This window comes from Shinella sp. HZN7 (assembly GCF_001652565.1).
GTDB lineage: Bacteria > Pseudomonadota > Alphaproteobacteria > Rhizobiales > Rhizobiaceae > Shinella > Shinella granuli.
In genome coordinates this window covers 1068968-1089983 of record NZ_CP015736.1, presented here as the reverse complement: position 1 = coordinate 1089983, position 21016 = coordinate 1068968, and the positions used below count along the sequence as shown (strand labels likewise).

The following is a 21016-nucleotide window of genomic DNA, read 5'->3' as shown; positions in this document are numbered from 1 at the left end:
GAACGACCATGCGCAAGGCTTCGCGGCTGTTCGAGATCATCCAGATCCTGCGCCTCGCCCGCCACCCGATAACGGCGGCCGAGATCGCCGGGCGGCTGGAGGTGACGGTGCGCTCGATCTACCGCGACATCGCCGCCCTGCAGGCGATGCGCGTGCCGGTGGAGGGCGAGCGGGGCATCGGCTATATCCTGCGCCCCGGCTTCGACCTGCCGCCGCTGATGTTCTCGATCGAGGAGACCGAGGCCGTGGTGCTGGCGCTGGCGCTTCTGGAGCGCACCGGCGACGCGGAGCTGAAGGCCGCCGCCCGGCGGGTCGGCGACAAGATCGCCGGCGCCGTGCCGCCGCCGCTGCGCCAGACGCTCTCCGCCCGCGCCCTGCACGCCTGGGGCACGACGCCGCGCCAGCCCGAGGGCATCGACCTTGCCACCGTGCGCCGGGCGATCCGCGACGAGGAGACGCTGATGATCGACTACCGCGACGAATATGGCCGCGGCAGCGAGCGCACCATCCGCCCCATCGCCCTCATCTACTATTCCGAGACCGCCAATATCGTCGCCTGGTGCGAGCTGCGCGAAGCCATCCGCAATTTCCGCGCCGAGCGGGTGGAGGCCTGCGAAACGACCGGCAGGCATTTCCGCGGCGAGGGCGACAGGCTGCGGCAGCTCTGGATTTCCGGCTGGGCGGAGAGCCGGCGGGATGCGGGGTGAGGCCTATTCCGGCCATTCCTCCGCCGGCCAGTTGCGGGCCGTATGGATGACGCGGAGGATGAACAGCGTTTCCCGGCCGTCCTTCATCTCAAGGCCATAGGCGATGATATAGGGCAGTCCACCCACGGATTTCTCATAGGTTCCGCCGACACGCCCCGGTCGTCCGATGGGCCGCTCGCCGAGCAGGAGGGCGGCGGCATCGATGCGGCCGGCGACCGAACGGGCGGCCGCGGGATCGTCGCGCGCGATATGGCTTATCTGTCGTTTGAGATCGTCGAGAGCGGACAGCGACCAGCGGACAGGCCGCTTCACGGGCGATCGCGCTCAGCCGCCTCGATGAGGGACGCCAGTTCGGACATGGCCTCCTCATGGGGAACCGTGCGCCCGTGGCGAACGTCTTCCAGGCCCTGGTTGACGCCCTCGACGATCGCAAGCTCGCGGGCGACATAGGCGGAAACCGCCTCGGCCGCGAGAAAGGAGCGACTGCGCCGCGTATCCGCGGCCAGCCGGTCTAGTTTTTCCTTGAGGTCCGCGCTGACGCGGATCGTCATTGTCGTGCTGCCCATATCCGCCACCTGTGTTCGCTTGTGTACATCCTAGCACAAATGGCGCGCCATCTCCAAGACGTGGAAAACCCCGGCCGTTTCCAGCCGGGGTTTCCTGAACTCGAACGGGAAAAACGCCTTACTTCGTGGCGGCTTCGTAGCGCTCCAGGACGTAGTCCCAGTTGATCAGGCTGTCGACGAAGGCCTCGAGGTATTTCGGGCGGGCGTTGCGGTAGTCGATGTAGTAGGAGTGCTCCCAGACGTCGACGCCGAGGATCGGGCTTGCGCCGTGCACCAGCGGGTTCTCGCCGTTCGGGGTCTTGGAGATGGCGAGCTTGCCGTCCTTGACGGAGAGCCAGGCCCAGCCGGAGCCGAACTGCGTGGTACCGGCGGCGACGAAATCGGCCTTGAACTTGTCATAGCCGCCGAGATCGCTGTCGATCGCCTTCTGCAGGGCGCCCGGCAGGCTCTTGCCGCCGCCGCCCTTCTTCATCCACTTCCAGAAGTGCACGTGGTTGTAGTGCTGGCCGGCATTGTTGAAGAGGCCCTGGTTGGTGCCGTAGGACTTCTTGACGATCTCTTCCAGCGAGAGGTCCTGAAGGCCCGCTTCCTCGGCCAGCTTGTTGCCGTTGTCGACATAGGCCTTGTGGTGCTTGTCATGGTGATATTCGAGCGTTTCGCGCGACATGAAGGGCGCGAGCGCATCGTAATCGTAGGGAAGCGGCGGAAGTTCGAAAGCCATCGTGGTGTCTCCTCTTGGCGACGGAATTTTTTCAATGAAATCCGTGAGCGGAACATAGGAGCGGCAACCGGAAGAGGCAACCGCCCGGGTTCCAATTTTTCCTGACATGCGACAAAATCCTTCCCGTTTTCCATGTCGGATCAATGACAAATGGAACCGGATTCGATCTGAAACATTTTGTCCGACACCCCCGACACGGAGCCTGTCCATGCATCTTCGCCTGCTTTGCGCCCTTCCGCTCCTGCTTGCCGCCCCGCTCGCCCATGCCTCCTCGCCCGATGCCTGGGAGGAATTCCGCGCCGATGTGGAGAAGAGTTGCCTGGCGAGCCTGCCGGAAGCGCTCGGCACGCCGAACGTCTTCGTCGAGCCGACGGGCACGCCGTCCTTCGGCCTTGCCGCGATCGAGGGGCTTTCACCGGAATCGAAGAGCCAGATCACCTATCTCTGCGTCTACGACAAGCAGAAGAAGACGGTGGAGGTCTCCCCGCCCATTGCGGCCGAATTCCTGCATGTGGTGCGCGAAAGCGAGCGCGAGGCGGCGGCGGCGGAACGGGCCAAGACGGGCGACAACAAGACGGTGGACGAGGCCGGGCAGGAATAGTCCGCCGTCAGATATTCCCGGCAAGGAAATCGATGAAGGCCCGGATGCGGGCCGCCAGGTGCTCGTGGCCGGCAAAGACGGCATGCACGATCTCGACCTCGCCGGGATTGTAGTCCTCCAGCAACGGCACCAGCGTTCCGGCCGCAATGTCCTCCTCGACATGGAAGCGGCCGATGCGACCGATGCCGAGGCCGTCGAGGCAGAGCTGGCGCAGGATGGCGCCGCTGGAGACCAGCATGTTGCCGGAGACCTCGCGCACCGCGACCGCCTTGCCGTCGCCGGACAGGAACGGCCAACCCTCCATGCTGCGGCGGAAGTTGAAGCGCAGGCAATTGTGGGCGACAAGCTCGTCCGGGTACCGCGGCGTGCCGGCGCGGTCGAGATAGGCGGGCGCTGCGACGACGACCTCGCGGCTTTCCAGCAGCTTGCGCGCCTTCAGCGACGAAACGCGCAAGGGGCCGGAGCGTATGGCGACGTCGGCGCGCTCGCCGATCACGTCGATCACGCCGTCGGTCAGCGTCAGGTCCAGTTCGATCTCCGGATAGAGCGACAGGAAGGCCGGCGCCAGCGGCAGGATGTAGCGCTCGCCGAAGCCCACGGAGGCATTGACCCTCAGCGGCCCGCGCGGCACGACGCGCGCGCCCGCCGCCACGATGCGCTCCGTCTCGGCGATCTCGGCCAGGATGCGCCGCGCCCGGCCGAGATAGACCTCCCCTTCCGCCGTCAGCTCCAGCCGGCGCGTGGTGCGCACGAGAAGGCGCGCGCCCAGCCGGTCCTCGATGCGGGTGACGAGCTTGCTGACCGCCGAGGGCGACAGACCGAGCTTGCGGCCGGCGGCCGAAAAGCTCTTCAGCTCCGCCGCCAGCACGAAGACATCCATTTCGCCGGCCCGGTTGTCCATGCGCCACCTTTGAATTCAATTCACATATTCTTATCCACTTGACCGGATTAACACGCAAGTGGCCCGGCGCCATATTCCGCGGCGAACCAGAAACGCAACCCAGCCAAGCCGTCCGCCTAAGCCGGACGCGGGGATATGCCATGCCACTTGCCCTCTTCGCCCTGACGGTCGCCGCCTATGCGATCGGCACCACCGAATTCGTGATCGTCGGCCTGCTGCCGACCGTCGCGACAGACCTTGCCATCACCCTGCCGCTCGCCGGCCTCATCGTTTCCGTCTACGCGCTCGGCGTCACCTTCGGCGCGCCCGTGCTCACCGCCCTCACCGGCCGGGTCGGCCGCAAGCCGCTGCTCCTTTGCCTGATGGCGCTCTTCGTCGCCGGCAATGCGCTGGCGGCGCTGGCGCCGGGCTACGGCGTGCTTCTGGCCGGCCGCGTGCTCTCGGCCTTCGCGCACGGCGTCTTCTTTTCCGTCGGCGCCACCATCGCGGCCGACCTCGTTTCGCCCGACCGGCGCGCCTCGGCCATCGCCATGATGTTCATGGGCCTCACCGTCGCCATCGTCACCGGCGTGCCGCTCGGCACCGTCATCGGCCAGAGTTTCGGCTGGCGCGCCACCTTCTGGGCCGTCGCCGGGCTCGGCCTTGTCGCCTTCGCCGCCATCGCCCTGCTGCTGCCGTCGAACCTGCGGCGGGAAAAGCCGGCGGGGCTTGTGGAGCAGGTGCGCGTGCTCGGCTCCGGCCGCCTCATCATCGTCTTCGCCATGACGGCGCTCGGCTATGGCGGCACCTTCGTGACCTTCACCTTCCTCTCGCCGCTGCTGCAGGAGGTCACCGGCCTTCCGGCGGGCACGGTCAGCCTCGTGCTCGTGCTTTATGGTGCGGCCATCGCCCTCGGCAACATCGTCGGCGGCAAGGTGGCGGACCGCGATCCGGTGAAGGCGCTCGTCGTGCTCTTCGCGCTGCAGGCCGGCGTGCTGGTGCTCTTCACCTTCACGGCGCCCGCCCCGGCCTTCGCGCTCGTCACCCTCGCCGCGCTCGGCTTCCTGTCCTTCGCCAACGTGCCGGGCCTGCAGCTCTATGTCGTCGACATGGCGCGGCGCCATCGCCCGGCCGGCGTGGACGTCGCCTCGGCGCTCAACATCGCCGCCTTCAACCTCGGCATCGCGGCCGGCGCCTGGATCGGCGGGCTGGTCGTCGCCTCGCCGCTCGGCCTCGGCGCGACGCCCGCAGTCGGCGCCGTCCTCGTCGCCGCCGCGCTCGGCCTGACGCTTCTCAGCGGCGCCCTCGACCGGCGCGAGCGCGCCCGGCCGGGCGCCGCCTGCCAGCCGGCCTGAAACCCTTGCCCCCGCCGGGGCGTTACCAACCCATTCCCGGCAGTTCCGAACGCAAAACCGCCACGCAGATTTGCTGGAATTGCCTGCGCTCCGGCGGGCCATCAACCTGAAAGGAGAATTCCAATGAAAACCGTCAACGCCAATGGCGCCCACATCCCTGAGCTCGGCTTCGGCACCTTCCGCATGCCGGAACCCGAAGTCCTCGCGATCCTGCCGAAGGCACTCGCCGAGGGCTTCACCCATGTCGATACCGCCCAGATCTACGAGAACGAGGCCGCCGTCGGCGCGGCCATCGAGAAATCCGGCATCGCGCGCGACAGCCTCTTCCTCACCACCAAGGTCTGGGTCGACAATTACGGCCGGGACAGGTTCGCCGCCTCGGTGGAGGAGAGCCTGAAGAAACTGGGGACCGACCATGTCGACCTCCTGCTCCTGCACTGGCCGAACGAGGCGGTGTCGCTGGAGGCGCAGATCGGCGAACTCAACGCCGTGCGCGAGCGCGGCCTTGCCAGGAATATCGGCGTCAGCAACTTCAACAGTGCCCTGATGGCCGAGGCCGTGCGCCTCAGCACGGCGCCGCTCGCCACCAACCAGGTCGAATACCATCCCTATCTCGACCAGATGAAGGTGCTGGAAGCCGCCGAGACCTATGGCATGGCGCTCACCGCCTATTACGCGATGGCCGACGGCAAGGTGCCGAACGATCCGGTGCTGAAGGAGATCGGCGCGGCGCATGGGAAATCGGCGGCGCAGGTCGTGCTGCGCTGGCTGATCCAGCAGCCCGACGTCGTGGCGCTCACCAAGACGGCGACCGAAAGCCGGATTGCCGAGAACCTCGCCATCTTCGACTTCGTGCTGTCACCGGACGAGATGATGCGCATCCACCGGCTTGCCCGCCCGGACGGCCGCATCGTCAGCCCCGACGGCCTCGCCCCGGCCTGGGACCGCGCCGCCTGACATTGTCCAGGCCCCTCCCGCGAGCAACCGCGGGAGGCAGGAACAACCTGATGCAGCGATGATCCGACCGATCCGTGTTGCAGACCGTATGCGGCCGCCTCGAATACAATCTAAAATTTCATCAAGTTGCAAAAATGTAACTTATACTTGCATTTTCTTCAGGAAACATTACGCTCCGAACGCTGCCACCAAGGCGCGGGATGGAGGAAAAAATGTCGATTACCTTGAATGAGGCAATGAAGAGCCGTTTCGCCATAAAGGTATACGGGCTCGAAATTTCGGACGGAGACGCAGTTGTAAAGGCACTGGGCGTGGAGACGGTGAAAGCCCCCGTACTCGCGATGGTGTATTCCTTTTCCATGGGGCAATTTTGCCGGAGGCTGACGATCCCGATGCCTCTCCTGCTTGTGGGCCCCGGCAAGGTCGTCTCCAAGGACGATGATTGCGCGAACAGGCTTGAAAACGAGAAGGTCTGGAGCCTGTCGCCGGACGACAGCATCACGGCCCTTTCGATTGAAGAGGGCAAAGCATCCGAGATCCTCGATGAAATCAGCACCAGGGGCGTCGACGGGGGATTGAATATCGAAAATCCGCGTTTCGAGAACGGAAGGCTTTGCGCGACGATCCATGCCTGGGCGAAGATCGAGATATTTGGCGCGAAAGTGGGTTTTAACGAGCGGGTTCCGCTCTGCATCCCCCTGCAGGGGTGCTATCCGATCTGGTCGATAGAAATTGCGAAAATCGAAGCCTGTTTCCGCGCGCCGTCCGAGCTTTGCGTGCGGCTTTGCGTGGGCAAATGGGGGATCGAGAAGTGCTGGGATGCCTGCGTGCACATCCCCCTGGTCGCAAGCCAGGCCGCGTCGCTTCCGGAAGCCGCATGCGGCTGCAAACACTAGATCACGCAAGCCTGCTGCGATAGACGCCCGGGACGGCCAGAGCCGAGCGAGTGCGGATGCGCCCGCTCGGCAACCGCCCGGGCGCGGCTTGCCTGCCCGCGCCTCATCATGCACCCGGTTCGCCCGCCCCTTCCCAAACAGGGTCCCGATCCGATATGGAGGGTGCGCGCCCGGTGCGGCGCCGGGAGCCCTTCATGCAGTCCTCATCCTCAACCGTCTTCTCGCCGGACTGGCCGGCCATTGCCGCCGTCATTCTCGGCGTCACCGCCTTTTCCGTGGCGCAGGGGCTCACCTATCCGCTGATCTCGCTGACGCTGGAGGCGCGCGGCTTCTCCCCGGCGCTGATCGGCGTCAACGCGCTCGCCTTCGCCGCCGGCCTTGCCGCCTCGACGCTGCTCCTCGGCAGCCTGACGGCGCGCTGGCGGGCCGACCGGCTGATCATCGCCAGCCTCGTCGGCTGCTCGCTGTGCCTTGCCACCTTCGCGGCGTCGTCCTCCTTCGCCGTCTGGTTCGTCGCCCGCTTCCTGCTCGGCTTCTTCGCCAGCCTCATCTTCATGCTGGGCGAGGCCTGGCTCAACGCCGCCTGCCCGGATCGGCTGCGCGGCCGGGTCTCCGGCATCTACGGCGCCGGCATGTGCGCGGGCTTTGCCGCCGGGCCGCTCGCCATTCCGCTCCTCGGCAGCGAGGGCGGGCTCGGTTTCGCACTGACCGCCGTCTACCTCGCCATCGTCGCCTTTGCGACCGCCATGCTGATGTTCTCGACCAGGACGGTGCCGGAGCCCTCCTCCACGGGCGACGTCTTCCGCTTCTTCAAGGCCGCGCCGCTGCTCGTCGGCATGGTCTTCGTCTTCGGTTTCGCCGACATCGCGGCCATCTCGGCCATGCCGGTCTATTTCGTGAAGATGGGGCATACGGAGGCCTTCGCGGCGATCAGCGTGACCGTGCTGGCCCTGCCGACGGCGATCGCCCAGCCCTTCATCGGCCTCCTGCTCGACAAGCTGCCGCGCGAGCGCGTCGCCCTTGCGGCCGTCAGCACCGCGGCGGCGAGCTATCTCGCCCTGCCGTCGATGCAGTCGGAAATCGCCATCCTCTCGGTCTTCGCGCTGATGGGCACGGCCACCTTCTCGCTCTATACCTGCGCGCTGACCATGCTCGGCGAGCGCTACAGCAGCGCCATGCTGGTGGCCGGTTCGGCCGCCTTCGCGCTCGCCTATGCGGCCGGCAGCGGCGCGGGCTCGGCCCTGACGGGCGCGATCATGGAGGCCGGCGGGCCGAAGGCCGGGCCGCTCTCCGTCGGCATCGGGCTGACGGTCTTCACCGCGGCACTGATGATCGCGCGGCGGCGGTAGGGTGGCCTGCAGGACCTCTATCTCTGTGCCTATCGCCTGTGGAAGGAAACCGTCGCCCCATTCCCTTCTCCCCGCGGGGGAGAAGGAGAGAGGCTTGCTCCCAAGGCAAATTTTCCGGCCGGGAGTGCTGCACGGCAAGGCCCTTGTGTGGAGGAGGCTTCACCGCATAGGCGACGGCCGCGCCGCCCGATCAGACGAACTGGCTGAGACCCGGTACGGAAGCGACGACCTCGTCGACCACCTCGGCGCCGGCATGCTCGCGGGCGACCGCCATGGTTTCCCTGGCAAGGCCGGTGATCTCGCCCATGCCGAGGCCCTGGCTCATCAGTTGCTGGCCGAGGCCCATGACGCCGCCGCCGCCGATCGCGCTCATCAGCCCGCCGAGCAGGCCTTCGCCCGCGCCTTCGCCATTATACTTGGCGACCAGTTCGGAGGCGCCCGGAATGGCCTCGATCATGCGGGCGACCGGGCCGTCGGCGGCCTCGCGCTGCAGGAAGCCGAGCATCATGCCGATGGCCTTTTCCGCCAGGGCGGCATCGATACCGACGGCATCGGCAACGCGGGTGACGAGTTCGTTCATGGAAAACCCTCCGAAAGGAATTGACGTTAACGTCAAGGTAAATGAAATCTCCGGCAAACTCAAGCCGGCCGCGCGAGGCTTTCATGGCCGGTTGGCCGCCCCTTGAAAGCGTGTTGTTCCCGTGCCGGACTATCCTTATAACCTGCCTGAGACGATTCAATGAAAACCTGCCCGGCGCGGCGATCCGCCCGCCGGCAGCGATCGGGTCAGAACGGCGCCAGGGAGTTTCAACGTGACGGAATCCATTCTTCAGGACGGAAAACTCTATATCGGCACCAGCCGCAAGCCGGACGATACCAACAACAAGCCGGAATATCTGGAGCTGAAGTTCGGCAACCGCCACGGCCTCGTGACGGGGGCCACCGGCACAGGCAAGACGGTGACGCTGCAGATCCTCGCCGAGGGCTTTTCCAATGCCGGCGTGCCGGTCTTCTGCGCCGACGTGAAGGGCGACCTCTCGGGCATCGGCGCCATCGGCGAGGCCAAGGATTTCCTGCAGAAGCGCGCCGACCAGATCGGCCTGACGCCTTACGAATTCCAGCAGTTTCCGGTGATCTTCTGGGACCTCTACGGCGAGAAGGGCCATCGCGTCCGCACCACCATTTCCGAGATGGGGCCGCTCTTGCTCTCGCGCCTGATGAACGCGACGGACGCGCAGGAAGGCGTCATCAATATCGCCTTCAAGATCGCCGACCAGGGCGGCCTGCCGCTGCTCGACCTGAAGGATTTCCAGGCGCTGCTCAACTATATGGGCGAGAACGCCTCGACGCTCTCCAGCCAGTTCGGCTTCATCTCCAAGGCCTCGGTCGGCTCGATCCAGCGCGAGTTGCTGATCCTCGAACAGCAGGGCGCCGAGCAGTTCTTCGGCGAGCCGGCGCTGAAGATCTCCGACATCATGCGCACGACCAATGACGGGCGCGGCGCGATCTCGGTGCTCGCCGCCGACAAGCTGATGATGAACCCGCGCCTCTACGGCACATTCCTGCTCTGGATGCTCTCGGAACTGTTCGAGGTGCTGCCGGAAGTGGGCGATCCCGACAAGCCGAAGCTCGTCTTCTTCTTCGACGAGGCGCATCTTCTGTTCAACGACGCGCCGAAGGTGCTCACCGAGCGGGTCGAGCAGGTCGTGCGCCTCATCCGCTCCAAGGGCGTCGGCGTCTATTTCGTCACGCAGAACCCGCTCGACGTGCCGGAAACGGTGCTCGCCCAGCTCGGCAACCGCGTGCAGCACGCGCTGCGCGCCTATACGCCGCGCGAGCAGAAGGCGGTGAAGACCGCCGCCGACACCTTCCGCCCGAACCCGGACTTCAACTGCGCCGAGGTCATCACCCAGCTCGGCACCGGCGAGGCGCTCGTCTCGACGCTCGAAGGCAAGGGCGCGCCCTCGATGGTGGAGCGCACGCTGGTCCGCCCGCCGGCCTCGCGCCTCGGCCCGGTCACCGAGGCCGAACGCAGGGAGATCATGAATGTCAGCCCCGTCGCCGGTCTCTATGACGAGGATTTCGACCGCGAATCCGCCTACGAGATCCTGACCGCCCGCGCCAAGAAGGCCGCCGAGGCCGCGCAGAAACAGGCGGAGGCCCAGGAGGCGAGCCCGCAATCCTCCGGCGGCAGCCGCTGGACCCTGCCCGGCTTCGGCGACGACGAACCCGCCGCCCAGCCCGCCCCCAAGCAGCCGAAGGCCCGCTCCGGCTACCAGCGCGAGACCGTGGCGGAAGCCGCGATGAAGTCGGTCGCCCGCACCGTCGCCTCCTCGCTCGGCCGGGCGCTGGTGCGCGGCATCCTGGGGAGCTTGCGGCGGTAGGGCTGTTTGGCCCTACCGATGCTGCAGATACCCCCTCTGCCCTGCCGGGCATCTCTCCTCAAGGGCAGGTCATCGCCTACGGAATTCGACGGTGCCGCACATCCCCTTCTCCCCCGCGGGGAGAAGGTGGCCCGAAGGGTCGGATGAGGGGGTGGCTCTAGCGGATCGTTTGCGCCTTCGGCCTCCCCCTCATCCGCCTGCCGGCACCTTCTCCCCCCGGGGGAGAAGGGGATGCGGCAACGATTTCCTTCCATAGGCGATGACCTGCCCTTGAGGGAGATAGCCGGCAAGCCAGAGGGGGATGCTTCCGCCCCGCTTGCCAAACCCCGCAAGCCGATGCTATCCCTTCCCCGTTCGCAACACGTAACAGAGGGCTGCGCGTGAAGACCGACTTCCTGCCGAACCGCACGCATGGTCCTGATCTTGCCCTGCAGATGCGTTTGCAGGACTGATCGGAACGAACACACTCTTCTTCTGGTCCGCCTTACCGGCGGGTGCGGCTTCAGCCGCATCCATCTTTCCTGAGCCATTTCGCGTGATCGACGGCCGATGCCGCGCCGCGGGGCTCCGAAGACCAGAGATCGTTCCATGTCGCTCATCACTATCCGCGCCCTCGGCGTCACCCTTTCCACCCCGCTTTTCGCCAATCTCAACCTCTCCGTCGCCGCCGGCGACCGGATCGGCCTCGTGGCGGCCAACGGGCGGGGGAAATCCACCCTGCTCAAATGCATCACCGGCGCATTCGAGCCGACGACGGGCGAGATCTTTCGCGCCCGCGGCCTCACCGTCGGGCATATGGAGCAGGACCTTCCCGACGGCCTCGAGGCGCTCACGTTCCGCGAGGCGGTGCTCGGCGCGCTTTCTTTCGAACAGCAGGAGAGCGAAAGCTGGCGGGCCGATGTGACGCTGGAGGAGCTGGAGGTGCCCGAGGCGCTGCGCGAGCGGCCGCTCGGCCAGCTCAGCGGCGGCTGGCAGCGCATCGCGCTGATCGCCCGCGTGCGCGTCGGCGAGCCGGACGTGCTGCTGCTCGACGAGCCGACCAACCATCTCGACCTTTCGAAGATCGCCCGGCTGGAGGGGTGGCTCGCGAGCCTGCCGCGCGACATGCCGGTCGTCATCTCCAGCCACGACCGCGCCTTCCTCGACGCCGTGACCAACCGCACGCTGTTCCTGCGCCCCGAGCGATCGCAGCTCTTCGCGCTGCCCTATTCGCGCGCCCGCGCGGCGCTAGACGCAGCGGACGCGGCCGAGGAGCGGCGCTTCGAGAAGGACATGAAGGCGGCCCAGCAACTGCGCCAGCAGGCGGCCAAGCTCAACAATATCGGCATCAATTCCGGCAGCGACCTCCTGGTGGTCAAGACCAAGCAGCTCAAGGAACGGGCCGAACGGATCGAGGACGCCGCGCGGCCCGCCCATCAGGAGCGCTCGGCCGGCGCCATCCGCCTTGCCAACCGCGGCACCCATGCCAAGGTGCTTGTGACGCTGGAGGACGCCGCCGTCGGGACGCCCGACGGCACCCTCCTCTTCCGCACCGGCCGGAAATTCATCTGCCAGGGCGACCGCATCGTGCTGCTCGGCCTCAACGGGACCGGCAAGACGCGCCTCGTCCGGCTGCTGCGCGACGCGATCGCGGCAGCGGGTGCCGGCCATGAGGGCATCAAGGCGACACCCTCGCTGGTGCTCGGCTATGGCGACCAGGCGCTGTCGGACCTTGCGGACGCCGAGACGCCGCACGGCACGATCATCCACCGCTTCGACATCGGCGACCAGCGGGCGCGCAGCCTCCTGGCCGGCGCCGGGCTTTCCATCGAGATGCAGGGCCGGCCGGTGAGGCAGCTCTCCGGCGGGCAGAAGGCGCGGCTCGGCATGCTGGTGCTGCGGCTGGCCAACCCGAACGTCTACCTGCTCGACGAGCCGACCAACCATCTCGACATCGAGGGCCAGGAGGCGCTGGAGCGGGAGCTGACGGCAAACGAGGCGAGCTGCCTCATCGTCTCGCACGACCGCGCCTTCGTGCGGGCGGTAGCCAACCGCTTCTGGCTGATCGAGAAGCGCCGGCTCATCGAGGTGGACGGGCCCGAGGCCTTCTTCGCCGAGGCAGCCTTGCCGGGGTGAGCCGTCCGCTGACTGCCGGGCATCCCCTTGAGGACAAGACTATCGCTTGTGAAAGGAACCCGTCGCCTCCTCCCCTTCTCCCCAGCGGGAGAGAAGGGGAGAACGGCACCGGCGAATTCCATATGCGATCGCCCGCCCCTGCCCGGAAATGGCGGTCGTCAGCCGATGCGCGGGTCGCCGCGAAAATCCTCGCGGGAAAAGCCGATCCGGCGCGCCGGGTGATCGCACAGCGCCTGCACGCCGAGCGGCGAGAGGCGGATGCGCCAGGTCTGGCGCTCCACCGGCCTTGGCACAGCAAAGGCGGAGGCGGTGAGGAGCGCCATGTTGGCGCCGCCGGCCGGATCGCGCACCGAGCGGTAAATTATGGCGGCAAGGCCGGCCGCCCGCGCGCCGTCGGCCAGCGACTGGCAGGCGGCGTAGTCGGTCGGGTGCGTCCAGAGGGCGGCGTCCTGGTCGAGCGGCGGGACGGTGAGGTCGATCGCCGCGCCGGTGTCGATGAGGGCGGAAAAGGCGGTGTAGTCGGCGGCATTGGCCGGGAGCGGCGTTGCGGGCGATTCGGCGAAGAACAGCAGCCGGTAGAAGGCCATTTCGCAAAGCGCCGTCTCGACGGAAAGCCCGGCATAGTAGACGCCGAGCGTGCGCCCGGCGCGGCGGAAGCGCGAGCCGTGCGGATAGACCGCGCCGTAGCGGAAGGGGGTGGCGAGCAGATAGTCGAGGCCGGCGCATTCCGGCGGCAGCACCGGCTTGCTTTCCTCCAGAAGCTCCTCCAGCAGCGCCTGCTCGTCCAGCGTGTCGACGAGCTTCAGCGTCGAGACGCGGTGCTGCGCCTCGACGAAACGCCAGACGGGCCCTGAGAAGGGCCGCGCCTCAGACGAGAGCGCGGCGGGCGTCCAGATAGGCAAGGACATCGACAAGGCCGGAAATGGAGACGATGCGATCGACGGGGCGCGCGCCGAGCACGCTGTTGTCCGCCGTCATCCAGGCGCGGGCGACACCCTCGTCGCCGCCGGTGATGGCATCGAGCGAGCGGAAGAGGCGCACGAGCAGCACCGCCAGCTCGAACGGCTTGGTGCCGCGCTCCAGGAGCACGTCCTGCCGCTTCAGCCGCGACACGGTCGCCTCCGAGACCCCGATGACCGCCGAGAGGATGCGCGCCGTCAGCCCCAGCCGCTCCGCCGCCGTGACGGCCGCCTTGGTGAGCACGGCGCCTTCGGCATTGGCATTGATGATGGGCTTGCGCTGCATAGCACGATCTCCTTTCATGAGAAAGAATATAGCAACTCTTTTTCCTAAGACAAGAGATCATTCCCCTCAGATCGGGGCGGCCGAGGTTGGCGGGTAGCCGGGGCGGGCCGTCCTCGCGCATGACAAAAGGCCCGGAGGCTGGGGCTCCGGGCCTTTCGCTCAAAGGTCTGTGCCGGGGACGCTTACTTGCAGACCTTGATCGTCTTGAAGATCACATTGCCGTAGTAGTCGTAGGCCTTGACCTTCTTGATGAAGCAGTGCGGCTTGTAGCCGTAGCTGTAGTAGCCGGCCTGCGAGGGAGCGGCAAAGGAGATGGCGGCAACGGCGGCGATGGCGGCGGAAACGATGATCTTGCGCATGGGGTCTCTCCTGATCTCTTGTTGGGGATGAGCCTCTCTCATCCGGTGATCAGAAGGTCTCACATCCCCTCGCCCCGCGCTGTTCCGGATGGAACAGGAAAAGGCCGCCCGGAGCTTTTTCCGGACGGCCTTGTTTTTCGATCGGCAGGGACCGGTCAGGCGACGGTGGTCTTGACGTCGAGATTGCCGCGGGTGGCGTGGCTGTAGGGGCACACGACGTGGGCCTTCTTGACGAGGTCCTCGACCACGGCCTTGTCGACGCCGGGCACGGAGACTTCGAGCGAGGCTTCGAGGCCGAAGCCGCCGCCGTCCTCGCGCGGGCCGATGCCGACGGTCGCCGTGACCTTGGCGTCATCGGGGATCTTCACCTTCTCCTTGCCGGCGACGAATTTCAGCGCGCCGAGGAAGCAGGCCGAATAGCCGACGGCGAACAGCTTTTCCGGGTTGGCGCCGGCCGCGCCGTCGCCGCCGAGCTCCTTCGGCACGGTGAGCGTGACGTCGACGGTGCCGTCCTCGGTTGCGCCATGGCCGGCGCGGCCGCCGGTTGCAGATGCCTTGGTTCTGTAGAGAATGGGCATGGACTGTCTCCTTCCTGGTTTCGTTGGTGATGGAACCTAGATAGCGCAAAATTAGATTGCGCGCAATATGATTTTGCAAATTGCAATTTCGGCCATTTGTGCGACAATGCCAGCATGACCGACAAACGTGACGAAGCTGAGACGGACGACATTCCGGCGGGCATGCTGGCGCTGGACCAGCAGCTCTGTTTCGCCGTCTATTCCGCCGCCCATGCGCTGAACCGCACCTACAAGCCCCTGCTCGATCCCTACGGCCTCACCTATCCGCAATATATCGTGCTGATGACGCTGTGGGAGGAGGACGGGCGCACGGTGAAGGGGCTCGGCACGACGCTCGGCCTCGATTCCGGCACGCTCTCCCCTCTCCTCAAGCGGCTGGAGGCGGCCGGCTACATCCACCGCGCCCGCGACAGGAGCGACGAGCGGCAGGTCCTCGTCACGCTCACCGACAAGGGCCATGCGATGAGGCGCGAGGCCGTGGGCATCCGCCTGCAGATCGGCAAGGCGACCGGCTGCTCGATCGAGACCCTGCAGGCCCTGACCGCCGATCTGCAGGCCCTCACCGGACGGCTCGACAGCGGCACGACGCGGGACGACGACACCTGAAAAGGTGGATTTTACCGTATCCTCCCCTTACGGCACCTGTTCGCGATTCAACCTTCGCGCTAGAGTGCGCGCGGCGGTCGAACCGCGAAGGGGGCATTCTTGGTTTCTGCATGGTCCTGGCAAAGGGCGAACGTCGCGGCGAGCCTCTGGTGCATCGCCGTGGGCCTCGCCATGATGGCGCTCTGGCTGGCCGAGCCCGCCGGCCTTGCGGCGCGCCATCCCTGGCTGTTCGGCATGAAGTTCAATGCGGCGCTCGCCTTCGTCGTCATCGGCACGGCGCTCGGCCTTGCCGCGCGCGGCCACAAGCGCCTGCCGGCGCTGATGACGGTGCCGGTCTTCCTCTACGGCGCGCTCGCGCTGTCCCAGCATCTCTTCGGCATCGATGCCGGCATCGACACGCTGCTGCACAGGCCCTTCGTCGACATCGGCACCAGCCTGCCGGGGCGGATCGCTCCCAACACGGCGCTCTGCCTGATGCTCGTCAGCCTGGCGCTGGCGCTGCGCGCGCACAGCGGCAGGAGCGGCATGCTGCAGGTGGCGCTCGGCTTCATCGCCTTCATCATCGCCGCCGCCGCCCTGATCGGCTATGCGATCGCGCTGGATTTCGCCCATGACTGGATCCGCTTCACGCGCATGTCCTTCCAGAGCGCAAGCTGTTTCGTCGCGGTCAGCATCGCGCTCATCTTCGCCGGGACGGAGACGGCCGGTTATCAACGGGTGACGCTTGCCGGCATGCTCGGCCTTGCCACCTACCTCCTGCTGCTCGCGATGAGCTATTACGAGCTGGGGCGCTACGAAGCCTCGTTCGGCATCACCTTCTCGCGGGACGGCGCGAACGCCCGCTCGACGCTCTCCTCGCTGGTGCTGATCTCCGGCGCGCTCTATGGCGGCCTCGTCGCCCATCTCTACGTCTCGTCCCGCCGCGCGCGGCGCATGGCGGCGGATCTCGCCGAAAGCCGCGCCCGGCTCACCGCCATCATCGACAATGCCGTGGACGGCGTCATCACCATCGACGACCGCGGCATCATCCTGTCGGCCAATGCCGCCTGCAGGCGCATCTTCGGCTTTTCGCCGGAGGAGATGACGGGGCGCAACGTCAACATGCTGATGCCGGAGCCCTATCACAGCGAGCACGACCGCTACATTTCCAACTACAACCACAGCGGCGAGGCGAAGATCATCGGCATCGGCCGCGAGGTGGAGGGCCGGCGCAAGGACGGCACCGTCTTCCCGCTCGACCTTGCCGTCGCCAAGCTGGAGCTGGACGGCACGGTCATCTACAGCGGCGTCGTGCGCGACATTTCCGAGCGCAAGGCGAGCGAACAGGCGCTGATCGAGGCCAATGCCGAGCTGGAGGAATTCGCCTACCGCACCTCGCACGACCTGCGCTCGCCGATCGCCTCCTCGCTCGGCCTGCTCACCATCTCCAAGGACATGCTGGCGGACGGCGAGCTTACCGCGCTCGGCCAGACGCTGGGGCGCATGGAGCAGAATTTCCGCCGGCTCGACCATCTCATCCAGAACATCATCACCATCACCCGCAACCGGCTGATGGAGGAGGAGGAGCGGCCGATCGCGCTGCGGACGCTCGTTTCCGAAGCGATCGACGCGCTGTCGCATCTGGAGGATTCCAAGCGGATCCGCATCGAAAATCATGTGCCGGCGGAATTGACAATCGTCAGCAAGCCGTCGAAATTCCAGGTCATCGTCGGCAACATGCTCTCCAACGCGGTCAAATATCACGACCCGAAGGAAGCCGAGCCGGCGATCGACATCCGCGCCTTCCGCTATGCCGGCAAGCTGCGGCTGTCGGTGGAAGACAACGGCCTGGGCGTTCCGCCCGCAAGCCGCCATTTGTTGTTCAAGATGTTCAAACGGCTGCACCCGAACCGGTCCTTCGGCAGCGGGCTCGGCCTCTACATATTGAGAAAGAGCGCGGAAGCCCTCGGCGGCACGGCGCTCTATGAAGCTAGAGATAAGGGCAGCCGGTTCATCATAGAACTGCCCGACGGGGACCGAGCATGAATATCCAATCGATCCTGGTCGTCGACGACGACGAGAACGACCAGTTCATCTGTGAATACACCATCCGCAAATACGATCCGTCGATCCGCATCCTGAAGGCGTTCGACGGTTCGGAGGCGCTCGACATCCTGCACCGCGAGACGCCCGACGCCATCATCCTCGACATCAACATGCCCGTGATGAACGGCTTCGAGTTCCTCGACCGCTATGCCGAGGAGTTCGAGGTGCACGCCCCCGTCGTCGCCATGCTGACCAGCTCCCATCTCGGCAAGGACCGCGAGCGGGCGATGCAGTACAGCTTCGTGAAGAGCTATTTCGAAAAACCCCTGCAGGCCGATCACCTGCGCATCATGGCGGAACTGCTCGACGAATAGTCGTGAGGCGCAGTGATGGCATCCGGCGCCTTTCCCACTGGTCTACGCGGCGCTCCCCACAGGGGACAGGGACATCGCATATGGGGTTCGACGGTCCCGTTTTCCCCTTCTCCCCCGCGGGGAGAAGGTGGCCCGAAGGGTCGGATGAGGGGGTGGCTCGGATAGAGCCTTTGCGCCTTCGCCATCCCCCTCATCCGCCTGCCGGCACCTTCTCCCCGCGGGGGAGAAGGGGATGGGGGCAACGGTTTCCTTCCATATGCGATGGCCCTGTCCCCTGTGGGGGAGCGCCGCGCAGGCCAGAAGAGAGCCGCGGAGGAAGCGCCGCAACCACCACACTCCCCCACAATTTAGCCTCCCTCCCGCTTTCCCTCTCCCTTTCGGAAAATCCTTCGCCATAGTGGCCGCATGTCCACGATTCGCCCCCTGATTCCCCTCCTCGTCACCGCTGGCATCCTGATCGGAGGAAACGGGCTGCAGGGCACGTTCATCGCGCTGCGCGCCTCGCAGGAGGGGTTCTCCACCGCGGTGATCGGCTTCGTCGGCGCGGGTTATTCCATCGGCTTTGCCATCGGCTGCATCTATGTGACACGGGTCCTGCGCGCCATCGGGCATATCCGCACCTTCTCCGCCATGGCGGCCATCGCCTCGGCCTCGGCGATCGCCATGGTGCTGATCATCGACCCGATCTTCTGGTTCGCCATGCGGCTCGTCGCCGGCATCTGCTTCGCCAGCCTGTTCGCCACCGTCGAGAGCTGGCTGAACGCCGCCGTCACCAATGCCAACCGGGCGCGCACCCTCTCCGTCTACCGCGTCGTCGACCTCGGCTCGGTCACGGCGGCGCAGTATCTCATCCCCGGCATCGGCATCGGCGGCTTCGAGCTCTTCGCCATCGTCGCCATGGCGCTGTCGCTGTCGCTGGTGCCGATCTCGCTGGCCGACCGCTCCAGCCCGACGGTGCCGGAAGCGATCCGCTTCGACGTGAAGAAGCTCTGGAACATCTCGCCGCTGGCGACCGTCGGCTGCATCGTCGTCGGCCTCACCAATGCCGCCTTCCGCAATCTCGGGCCGATCTATGCCCATGACATCGGCCTCTCGGTGACGGCGATCGCCAGCTTCATGAGCGCCGGCATCGTCGGCGGCGTGGTGCTGCAATATCCGCTCGGCCTCTATTCCGACCGGCTCGACCGGCGGCTGATCATCCTCGTGGCCACGCTCGGCTCGGCGCTCGCCGCGCTCTACCTCGCCTTCTTCGCCGGCGGCGACGAGGTGAGGAACCTCGTCGGCATCTTCGTCTTCGGCGCCTTCGCCATGCCGCTCTATTCGCTCTGCTCGGCCCATGCCAACGACCATGCGGGCGAAGGCGAACATGCGCTGGTCTCCGCCGGCATGCTGTTCTTCTGGTCCTGCGGGGCGATCATCGGCCCGCTCTTCGCCTCGGTGCTGCTGCAGTTCTTCGGCCCGCAGGCGCTGTTCCTCTACACCGCCGTCATCCTCGTCGCCTTCATGGCCTATACGGCGCTGCGCATGAGCGCCCGTCCCGCCGTGCCCGCCGGGAAACGGCGCAGCCGCTTCCGCAACCTCCTGCGCACCTCCTTCTTCTTCAACAAGCTCGCCGACAAGGACCGCAACGGCGATCCGTGAGCCTGCGGCAATCTGGTCGGGCGGGGCTTATTGCTGAGCCATGTGCTCAGGTTTAAAAGCAAGGGGACGCACCGGAGGGACCGCCATGCTGACACGCCGCACGCTGATGAAGGGCGCACTCGTCGCCGGGGCCTATGCCGGCGGCGTCGGCCTTGCGGGGCGCTTTGGCGGGCTGGCGAAGGCCGAGGCGGCGGCAACGCTCGTTGCCCGCCCCGGCGAGGCGATGCTCACCGACAAGGGGCCGACGAAGGGCGTCATGACCTATGGCGACGCCGAGATCCCGCCGGTGCTGCGCATGCGGCGCGGCGAGGCTTTTGCGCTGCGCCTCGACAACAGGCTCGACGAGCCGACGACGATCCACTGGCACGGGCTTCGCATCGACAACAGGATGGACGGCGTGCCCTTCCTGACGCAGCCCTATGTCTATGGCGGCGACGCGTTCGACTATGCCTTCACCCCGCCCGATGCCGGCACCTTCTGGTATCACCCCCATTGCAACACGCTCACCCAGATCGGCCGCGGCCTTGCCGGCCTCGTCGTCGTGGAGGACCCGGCGGATCCCGTCTTCGACGCCGAGATCGTGCTCAACCTGCGCGACTGGCGGCTCGGCGGCGACGGCCAGTTCATCGCCCAGTTCAAGCCGCGCGACGCCGCCCGCGCCGGCACCTTCGGCACGGTGCGCACCGCCAACTGGCGGCAATCGCCGCAATATGACGCGCCGGCCGGCGGCCTCGTGCGCCTGCGCCTTGCCGCAACCGACGTCACCCGCATCCTCGCCCTCCAGATGGAGGGCGCCGAAGCCACGGTCATCGCCCTCGACGGCAATCCGGCGGCGACGCGCCTTGCGCTCGACCACCTGATGATCGGCCCCGGCCAGCGGCTCGACCTCGTGCTGCGCATGCCCGACACGGAGGGCGCCGTCGCGGCGCTGAAGGACCTGCGCGGCACGAAGCCGGCGACGCTCGCCACCTTCCGCGCCGTCGGCGCCTCGCTGAAGCGCGATGCGCGCGACCTGCCGCCTCTTGCGCAAAATCCGCTGCCCGAGCCGGACCTTGCCGCCGCCACAGAAATCCCCTTCATCCTCAGCGCCTCGGCGGAGGAGCGGCCGAAGGACGGCATCTGCGGCTCGCTCGGCTACAATTTCTGGGCCATCAACAAGGTGCCGTGGGCCGACGACACGGGCGACCCGACCGCCCCGCTCGCCGAGATGAAGGCGGGCAAGACCTACATCTTCAACGTCGAGAACCCGACGCCGCAGGTCCACCCCCTCCACCTGCACGGCCTCGTCTTCCGGCCGATGAACTCCAACAAGCAGGCGATCCGCCCGCATTTCTCCGACACCTACCTCATCCTGCCGGACGAGAAGGTGCAACTCGCCCTCGTCGCCGACAATCCGGGCGACTGGGTGTTCCATTGCCACATCATCGAGCACCAGAAGACCGGCATGACGAGCTATGTGCGGGTGACGTAAGGACGACCGAACGGCCCTCCCGTGCGGCTCGTGGATCCTCGGGTCAAGCCCGAGGATGACGCAAGAAGAAACATAGGACGAACATAAGGAACGGTGCAGCATGCCGTGCCGTTTGACGGGCTAGAAAACTTTGCCTCCCCCGTCATCCTCGGGCTTGACCCGAGGATCCAAGCCGCGGGTGGGGCG

22 protein-coding genes are annotated in these 21016 nt (G+C 66.6%); 13 read left to right on the top strand and 9 right to left on the bottom strand.

All coding sequences use genetic code 11. The annotated features are described in order from the left end of the window. Positions 1 to 8 precede the first annotated feature (8 nt). The gene (locus shn_RS05220; protein WP_064329458.1) at positions 9 to 707 is read left to right on the top strand and encodes a YafY family protein; all 699 of its coding nucleotides are present in this window, start codon (positions 9 to 11) and stop codon (positions 705 to 707) included. 3 nt (positions 708 to 710) lie between these two features. Here shn_RS05220 and shn_RS05215 read toward each other — a convergent pair whose 3' ends face one another. From shn_RS05215 to shn_RS05205, 3 genes are all read right to left on the bottom strand, one after another. Continuing rightward, positions 711 to 1019: a type II toxin-antitoxin system RelE/ParE family toxin gene (locus shn_RS05215; protein WP_064329457.1), complete on the bottom strand. Its 309-nt coding sequence runs from the start codon at positions 1017 to 1019 to the stop codon at positions 711 to 713. After that, positions 1016 to 1273: a CopG family ribbon-helix-helix protein gene (locus shn_RS05210; protein WP_064329456.1), complete on the bottom strand. Its 258-nt coding sequence runs from the start codon at positions 1271 to 1273 to the stop codon at positions 1016 to 1018. Before shn_RS05210 ends, shn_RS05215 begins: the two co-directional genes overlap by 4 nt. Before the next feature lie 118 nt (positions 1274 to 1391). Beyond that, positions 1392 to 1994, bottom strand: coding sequence for a superoxide dismutase (locus shn_RS05205; protein ID WP_064329455.1), 603 nt, complete (start codon positions 1992 to 1994; stop codon positions 1392 to 1394). A gap of 208 nt (positions 1995 to 2202) precedes the next feature. Here shn_RS05205 and shn_RS05200 point away from each other — a divergent pair, with 208 nt between their 5' ends. Further along, the gene (locus shn_RS05200) at positions 2203 to 2595 is read left to right on the top strand and encodes a hypothetical protein (RefSeq protein ID WP_064329454.1); all 393 of its coding nucleotides are present in this window, start codon (positions 2203 to 2205) and stop codon (positions 2593 to 2595) included. 7 nt (positions 2596 to 2602) lie between these two features. On the opposite strand, the gene shn_RS05195 is transcribed toward shn_RS05200, so the two are convergent. Beyond that, positions 2603 to 3496, bottom strand: coding sequence for a LysR family transcriptional regulator (locus tag shn_RS05195; RefSeq protein ID WP_064329453.1), 894 nt, complete (start codon positions 3494 to 3496; stop codon positions 2603 to 2605). Between the two features lie 140 nt (positions 3497 to 3636). Between shn_RS05195 and shn_RS05190 the strand changes: the two genes are divergently transcribed. The 4 genes from shn_RS05190 (at position 3637) to shn_RS05175 (ending at position 8032) form a co-directional block, all read left to right on the top strand. After that, positions 3637 to 4830: an MFS transporter gene (locus tag shn_RS05190; RefSeq protein ID WP_064329452.1), complete on the top strand. Its 1194-nt coding sequence runs from the start codon at positions 3637 to 3639 to the stop codon at positions 4828 to 4830. A gap of 123 nt (positions 4831 to 4953) precedes the next feature. Further along, entirely contained in the window at positions 4954 to 5787 is an 834-nt protein-coding gene (locus shn_RS05185; RefSeq protein WP_064329451.1) for an aldo/keto reductase, read from the top strand. Between the two features lie 212 nt (positions 5788 to 5999). Continuing rightward, on the top strand, positions 6000 to 6683 hold the full coding sequence (locus shn_RS05180; protein ID WP_145925875.1) for a hypothetical protein: 684 nt from the start codon (positions 6000 to 6002) through the stop codon (positions 6681 to 6683). Between the two features lie 194 nt (positions 6684 to 6877). Next, positions 6878 to 8032, top strand: coding sequence for an MFS transporter (locus tag shn_RS05175; protein ID WP_064332453.1), 1155 nt, complete (start codon positions 6878 to 6880; stop codon positions 8030 to 8032). A 190-nt stretch (positions 8033 to 8222) separates the two neighbouring features. Here shn_RS05175 and shn_RS05170 read toward each other — a convergent pair whose 3' ends face one another. Continuing rightward, positions 8223 to 8612, bottom strand: a complete 390-nt coding sequence (locus shn_RS05170) for a hypothetical protein (RefSeq protein WP_064329449.1) — start codon at positions 8610 to 8612, stop codon at positions 8223 to 8225. Positions 8613 to 8856: 244 nt separating this feature from the next. On the opposite strand from shn_RS05170, the gene shn_RS05165 reads away from it, so the two are divergent. Both shn_RS05165 and shn_RS05160 read left to right on the top strand, forming a co-directional pair. After that, positions 8857 to 10416: a helicase HerA-like C-terminal domain-containing protein gene (locus shn_RS05165; RefSeq protein WP_064332452.1), complete on the top strand. Its 1560-nt coding sequence runs from the start codon at positions 8857 to 8859 to the stop codon at positions 10414 to 10416. A 588-nt stretch (positions 10417 to 11004) separates the two neighbouring features. Then, positions 11005 to 12531: an ABC-F family ATP-binding cassette domain-containing protein gene (locus tag shn_RS05160; RefSeq protein ID WP_064329448.1), complete on the top strand. Its 1527-nt coding sequence runs from the start codon at positions 11005 to 11007 to the stop codon at positions 12529 to 12531. A 158-nt stretch (positions 12532 to 12689) separates the two neighbouring features. On the opposite strand, the gene shn_RS05155 is transcribed toward shn_RS05160, so the two are convergent. The 4 genes from shn_RS05155 to shn_RS05145 form a co-directional block, all read right to left on the bottom strand. Continuing rightward, positions 12690 to 13439, bottom strand: a complete 750-nt coding sequence (locus shn_RS05155; protein WP_064329447.1) for an RES family NAD+ phosphorylase — start codon at positions 13437 to 13439, stop codon at positions 12690 to 12692. Further along, positions 13399 to 13776 carry an MbcA/ParS/Xre antitoxin family protein gene (locus tag shn_RS05150; RefSeq protein ID WP_064329446.1) on the bottom strand — a complete coding sequence of 126 codons (378 nt, stop codon included), beginning with the start codon at positions 13774 to 13776 and terminating at the stop codon, positions 13399 to 13401. Before shn_RS05150 ends, shn_RS05155 begins: the two co-directional genes overlap by 41 nt. 182 nt (positions 13777 to 13958) lie before the next feature. Beyond that, a complete protein-coding gene (locus shn_RS36320) occupies positions 13959 to 14135 on the bottom strand; it encodes a hypothetical protein (RefSeq protein ID WP_168168893.1) in 177 nt (58 codons plus the stop codon). A gap of 155 nt (positions 14136 to 14290) precedes the next feature. Next, a complete protein-coding gene (locus shn_RS05145) occupies positions 14291 to 14713 on the bottom strand; it encodes an organic hydroperoxide resistance protein (protein ID WP_064329445.1) in 423 nt (140 codons plus the stop codon). A 114-nt stretch (positions 14714 to 14827) separates the two neighbouring features. Between shn_RS05145 and shn_RS05140 the strand changes: the two genes are divergently transcribed. The 5 genes from shn_RS05140 (at position 14828) to shn_RS05120 (ending at position 20830) form a co-directional block, all read left to right on the top strand. Next, complete coding sequence (locus tag shn_RS05140) at positions 14828 to 15319, top strand: MarR family winged helix-turn-helix transcriptional regulator (protein WP_064329444.1); 492 nt, start codon at positions 14828 to 14830, stop codon at positions 15317 to 15319. Positions 15320 to 15418: 99 nt separating this feature from the next. Beyond that, entirely contained in the window at positions 15419 to 17344 is a 1926-nt protein-coding gene (locus tag shn_RS05135) for a PAS domain S-box protein (RefSeq protein ID WP_133033113.1), read from the top strand. Further along, positions 17341 to 17718 (top strand): response regulator, encoded by a 378-nt coding sequence (locus shn_RS05130; RefSeq protein WP_064329442.1) that lies wholly within the window; start codon positions 17341 to 17343, stop codon positions 17716 to 17718. The genes shn_RS05135 and shn_RS05130 overlap by 4 nt, the downstream gene beginning before the upstream one ends. Positions 17719 to 18123: 405 nt before the next feature. Beyond that, positions 18124 to 19359 carry an MFS transporter gene (locus tag shn_RS05125; RefSeq protein ID WP_064329441.1) on the top strand — a complete coding sequence of 412 codons (1236 nt, stop codon included), beginning with the start codon at positions 18124 to 18126 and terminating at the stop codon, positions 19357 to 19359. 85 nt (positions 19360 to 19444) lie between these two features. Continuing rightward, a complete protein-coding gene (locus shn_RS05120) occupies positions 19445 to 20830 on the top strand; it encodes a multicopper oxidase family protein (protein WP_064329440.1) in 1386 nt (461 codons plus the stop codon). Positions 20831 to 21016: the final 186 nt, after the last annotated feature.

What these genes read in the sequence shown, in the direction of transcription:
- shn_RS05220 (WP_064329458.1), top strand. Translation starts at nt 9, where the DNA reads ATGCGCAAGGCTTCGCGGCTGTTCGAGATCATCCAGATCCTGCGCCTC.
- shn_RS05210 (WP_064329456.1), bottom strand. Translation starts at nt 1,273, where the DNA reads ATGGGCAGCACGACAATGACGATCCGCGTCAGCGCGGACCTCAAGGAA.
- shn_RS05205 (WP_064329455.1), bottom strand. Translation starts at nt 1,994, where the DNA reads ATGGCTTTCGAACTTCCGCCGCTTCCCTACGATTACGATGCGCTCGCG.
- shn_RS05200 (WP_064329454.1), top strand. Translation starts at nt 2,203, where the DNA reads ATGCATCTTCGCCTGCTTTGCGCCCTTCCGCTCCTGCTTGCCGCCCCG.
- shn_RS05195 (WP_064329453.1), bottom strand. Translation starts at nt 3,496, where the DNA reads ATGGACAACCGGGCCGGCGAAATGGATGTCTTCGTGCTGGCGGCGGAG.
- shn_RS05190 (WP_064329452.1), top strand. Translation starts at nt 3,637, where the DNA reads ATGCCACTTGCCCTCTTCGCCCTGACGGTCGCCGCCTATGCGATCGGC.
- shn_RS05185 (WP_064329451.1), top strand. Translation starts at nt 4,954, where the DNA reads ATGAAAACCGTCAACGCCAATGGCGCCCACATCCCTGAGCTCGGCTTC.
- shn_RS05180 (WP_145925875.1), top strand. Translation starts at nt 6,000, where the DNA reads ATGTCGATTACCTTGAATGAGGCAATGAAGAGCCGTTTCGCCATAAAG.
- shn_RS05175 (WP_064332453.1), top strand. Translation starts at nt 6,878, where the DNA reads ATGCAGTCCTCATCCTCAACCGTCTTCTCGCCGGACTGGCCGGCCATT.
- shn_RS05170 (WP_064329449.1), bottom strand. Translation starts at nt 8,612, where the DNA reads ATGAACGAACTCGTCACCCGCGTTGCCGATGCCGTCGGTATCGATGCC.
- shn_RS05160 (WP_064329448.1), top strand. Translation starts at nt 11,005, where the DNA reads ATGTCGCTCATCACTATCCGCGCCCTCGGCGTCACCCTTTCCACCCCG.
- shn_RS05155 (WP_064329447.1), bottom strand. Translation starts at nt 13,439, where the DNA reads ATGTCCTTGCCTATCTGGACGCCCGCCGCGCTCTCGTCTGAGGCGCGG.
- shn_RS05150 (WP_064329446.1), bottom strand. Translation starts at nt 13,776, where the DNA reads ATGCAGCGCAAGCCCATCATCAATGCCAATGCCGAAGGCGCCGTGCTC.
- shn_RS36320 (WP_168168893.1), bottom strand. Translation starts at nt 14,135, where the DNA reads ATGCGCAAGATCATCGTTTCCGCCGCCATCGCCGCCGTTGCCGCCATC.
- shn_RS05145 (WP_064329445.1), bottom strand. Translation starts at nt 14,713, where the DNA reads ATGCCCATTCTCTACAGAACCAAGGCATCTGCAACCGGCGGCCGCGCC.
- shn_RS05140 (WP_064329444.1), top strand. Translation starts at nt 14,828, where the DNA reads ATGACCGACAAACGTGACGAAGCTGAGACGGACGACATTCCGGCGGGC.
- shn_RS05130 (WP_064329442.1), top strand. Translation starts at nt 17,341, where the DNA reads ATGAATATCCAATCGATCCTGGTCGTCGACGACGACGAGAACGACCAG.
- shn_RS05125 (WP_064329441.1), top strand. Translation starts at nt 18,124, where the DNA reads ATGTCCACGATTCGCCCCCTGATTCCCCTCCTCGTCACCGCTGGCATC.
- shn_RS05120 (WP_064329440.1), top strand. Translation starts at nt 19,445, where the DNA reads ATGCTGACACGCCGCACGCTGATGAAGGGCGCACTCGTCGCCGGGGCC.